Annotated in this window: 3 protein-coding genes and 1 pseudogene; all 4 read left to right on the forward strand. The window is 45.5% G+C overall.

What is annotated here, in order from left to right; all coding sequences use genetic code 11:
* Positions 1 to 148, forward strand: a pseudogene (locus tag FNW02_RS37570) (photosystem II q(b) protein); the annotation flags it as partial.
* A 313-nt stretch (positions 149 to 461) separates the two neighbouring features.
* Positions 462 to 791 carry a CU044_2847 family protein gene (locus FNW02_RS37575; RefSeq protein WP_191762542.1) on the forward strand — a complete coding sequence of 110 codons (330 nt, stop codon included), beginning with the start codon at positions 462 to 464 and terminating at the stop codon, positions 789 to 791.
* Positions 792 to 3,650, forward strand: coding sequence for an nSTAND1 domain-containing NTPase (locus tag FNW02_RS37580; protein WP_191762543.1), 2,859 nt, complete (start codon positions 792 to 794; stop codon positions 3,648 to 3,650).
* Between the two features lie 33 nt (positions 3,651 to 3,683).
* On the forward strand, positions 3,684 to 3,905 hold the full coding sequence (locus tag FNW02_RS37585; protein WP_191762544.1) for a hypothetical protein: 222 nt from the start codon (positions 3,684 to 3,686) through the stop codon (positions 3,903 to 3,905).
* The last annotated feature ends 86 nt before the right edge of the window (positions 3,906 to 3,991 follow it).

Consider the following 3,991-nt stretch of genomic DNA (forward strand, 5'->3'; position numbering starts at 1 on the left):
TGTGATTGGTACTTGGGCTGATGTCATCAACCGCGCTAACCTGGGTATGGAAGTGATGCACGAGCGCAATGCTCACAACTTCCCTCTGGATTTGGCTGCTCTTGATTCTGCTCCTGTTGCTCTCAGCACTCCTGCTATCAACGGTTAATCATTGAACATGACGCGATGAATCGCGTCTCTACAACGAAAAGCGCTCTCCAGTAATGGGGGGCGCTTTTGCGTTATTATGGCTGAATCTTAAGAAATTGAGAAAAATCTGGAATCAACCGCTAGTAAAATGAATACTAAGGGTGGTAAACAAGTTGTAGTTTTGGTTACTCCCTCAATATTGATAAATTACTTAGAGTTTACAGTCTTAGGGGTAAAACGAACTATCCTTCACCTACGCAGAATTTACAAAAGTTGTGTAGGCAATATGGCTTCAACAAATACCGCATTTTCGTTTTGAGCAGAGGTCTACAGTGAAGCGTTTAGTTGAATTTTCCTTAGACGGTGGTGAATCAATTTTGGTGGAAGTGGAAGAACCAGAAGTAAGTGACAACGATCTAGATTTAGTTGCTCGCCCTGGGGAATTGATTGATAGAACTAAACAATCCTTTGCAGACGCAGTAGAAAAAATCAAACCTGTAGCTACGACGATTATCACTAAACTGCGCGGTATCAGCGATCCACCTAATGAAGTGGAAGTCAAATTCGGAGTGAAAATGAGCGCTGCTGCGGGTGCAATTATTGCTGCTGCGGGTGCAGAAGCTAACTATGAAATCACTTTGAAGTGGAAGAATTCACCCTAGATGAATGCACAACTCACCTCTGCTATTGTGCGAATTTGCAAAGCTAATGGTGAAGTAGTTGGTGCAGGCTTTTTAGTTTCCCAAAAGCATGTCCTAACCTGTGCTCATGTGGTTAATGCCGCACTCTCGCGATCGCTAGCAGCAACCGAAAATCCTACTTGCGAAGTCTATCTAGATTTTCCCTTAGTCGCGCCTCGTCAAATACTGAAAGCGCAAGTAGTTTGCTGGATAGCAGTACAACCGAGCACATCCACTTTAGAATTCTCGGATATTGCAGCATTGGAGTTGTTAGATAATCCGACTGAGCGCGCTAGACCAGTGCGATTGGTGACAGCAGAGGATTTATGGGGGCATGAATTCCAAGTTTTGGGTTTTCCGGTAGGACGCGACAGTGGTGTGTGGACTGCTGGCGAACTACGTCAGCCTGTAAGTGGCGGTCGGATACAGATGGAGGTGGTACAACAAACTGCTTATCGGGTTGAGTCTGGTTTTAGTGGCGCACCTGTCTGGGATAAACAGCTTAATGGCGTTGTTGGTATGACTGTTACAGCCGAGCAGTCACGGGATAGGCAAGATGTCAAAGCTGCTTTCATTATTCCTATTTCCCAACTGGTGAAAGCTTTCCCCCAACTAGGTGAGCAAGCCATTCCCCCCTGTCCGTATCAAGGCTTGTTTGCTTTCCGTGAGGAGGATGCTAAGTTCTTTTTTGGGCGAGAGGAATTTACCACCAAGCTAGTGGCATCTGTAAAAAAACAGCCCCTAGTGGCAGTGATTGGGTCTTCTGGAAGCGGCAAATCATCAGTGGTGTTTGCTGGTTTGATTCCCCAGTTGCGTGCTCAACAAGCTTGGATAGTTGAATCTTTCCGCCCAGGCGATCGCCCTTTGCATAACTTGGCGGCGAAGTTGGTTCAGTTATTGCCAACACAGTTGAGTGAAACTGATCGCCTAGTTGAAGTTAATAAACTAGCTACGGCACTCCGACAGTTTGACTTAACCTTGCAGGATGTAGCGGGACGCATTCTAGAAAAGAAAATCGGTACTCGCCTATTGCTGGTTGCCGATCAGTTTGAGGAACTGTTCACCCTTTGCCGAGATGTGGAAGAACAACGCTGTTTTATAGACCAAATACTGACAGCAGTTAACCACACCCCAAACTTTACCCTAGTCCTCACCCTCCGAGCTGACTTTCTCGGATACGCCTTGTCAAACCGCCCCTTCGCTGATGCCTTGCAAGGAGAACTTCTATTATCTAACCCCATCCCCCGCAACAGAGGAGGAGCTATTTGCCTACTCGGCCCGATGAACCGCCAAGAACTGCAATATGTGATTGAAAAACCAGCCTCGGATTTAGTGCAACTGGAAGAGGGACTGAGCGATCGCATTTTAGACGCAGTAGAGAAACAACCGGGAAATCTACCTTTGCTAGAGTTTGCCCTAACGCAGTTATGGACGAAACAACACAATCACCAGCTGACTCATCAGGCTTATGATGCGATCGGCGGCGTCGAGAAGGCGCTAGCTGAGTACGCCCAAAAGGAGTATAACGAGCTTTCTGAAGCAGATAAGGAAAGGGCAAAGCGGATTTTTATCCAGTTAGTGCGTCCTGGGGAAGGAACCGAGGACACCCGAAGGCTGGCAACTCGTGCAGAGGTGGGAGAAGATAACTGGGATTTGGTGACGCATCTGGCTAATCAACGTCTAGTAGTTACAGGACGCAACGAGACATCTGAGGAAGAAACAGTCGAGGTTATCCACGAAGCCCTAATTCGGGAATGGCAGCAGCTACGTCAGTGGATGGAGGAAGATCGTAGTTTCCGCACCTGGCAAGAAAGGTTAAGGGCGGCGATACGGCAATGGGAATCTAGTGGAAAAGACGACGGGGCGTTGCTGCGAGGTGTACCACTGGATGAGGCGGAAGGTTTGCAGCATAAGCGTTTAGAGGAATTGAGTTTAGAGGAGCGAGTTTTTATTCAGCTGAGTCTGGCATTACGGGATAGGGAAAAGCAGGAACGGGAACAGATCCAACAGCGTGAACTTCTACTAATGCGACAATCACGAACCAGGTTGCGATCGCTAGTTGCCGTTTTGGGTGCGATCGCTCTTGGTACTACAAGTGTACTTGCTTATCCTGAGCTACTGCGCTGGCAGGCAGATTCTCTTGGGACTATGGTAAACATTCCAGAGGGCAATGCCATTATTGGCACAGATGATAGTCTAGCCAAGCCTGATGAAAAACCTTCACGAACAGTTTATATTCCAGCTTTTCAAATAGAACAGTACGAAGTCTCTAATCAGCAGTATCGTCTATGTCAAAGAGCTAGAGTTTGCTCGGAGCCAAAAACAGAACTACTTCGTTACATCGATAGTTACATAAATAATATAAATTTAAACCACCCAATTGTAGGAATTACAGCAGTTCAAGCAGCAAAATACTGTCATTGGTTAGGAAGACGTTTACCAACTGAAGTGGAGTGGGAGCGTGCTGCGCGTGGCTCCGATGGGAGACTTTGGCCTTGGGGTAACGGACTACCTACACCTAAATATGCCAATCTTTTGTTTGAGAATGTGCAAAAGGGTACAGAACCCGTCAATAGTCATTCTGAGGGTGTTAGCCCCGAAGACAAAGATATTTTTAACTTAGTTGGTAACGTCGCGGAGTGGACTGCGTCTTATTTTGATCAGCAGTATCAAAACTCTGACCAAAAGAAAGCTTGGGATGGTCAGCCGGAAAAATTAAGAGATAAAGTTTTACTTATAAGAGGAGGTAACTGGAGGTATAAAATGTACAGAGTTACAGAGCGGTTCCCTGCTGATGGATTGTCCACTCATGCACGGGTTGGCATACGCTGTGCCAAGTAAAACATAAAAATTATAGATTAAAGGCAAAAACTAATGAGTGAATCAAGACCACTGGAGTTTTCAGCACCACAACCCCGCTACGAAAGTTTTGCTCCCTTTGAAAATGAAAATAAACAGCAATTTGTTGTTAAAGTGAGTGGTTTAAATAAAGCAGATGTGGAGCGATACACCAGCAATTTACGCGGTCATCTTGAGGTACTTCAGAATGAGAGTATACCTCAGGGCGAACGCATCTTATTTACTAATAAAAACTAAAAAAGATTTGAAAATGACATAGATAATCCTACAAGTTGCTACAACTATAAATAAAACAAATCCCTAACCTTTCAACAATAGAGATT

Origin of the sequence: Komarekiella delphini-convector SJRDD-AB1 (assembly GCF_014831675.1) — a bacterium.
Classification (GTDB): domain Bacteria; phylum Cyanobacteriota; class Cyanobacteriia; order Cyanobacteriales; family Nostocaceae; genus Komarekiella.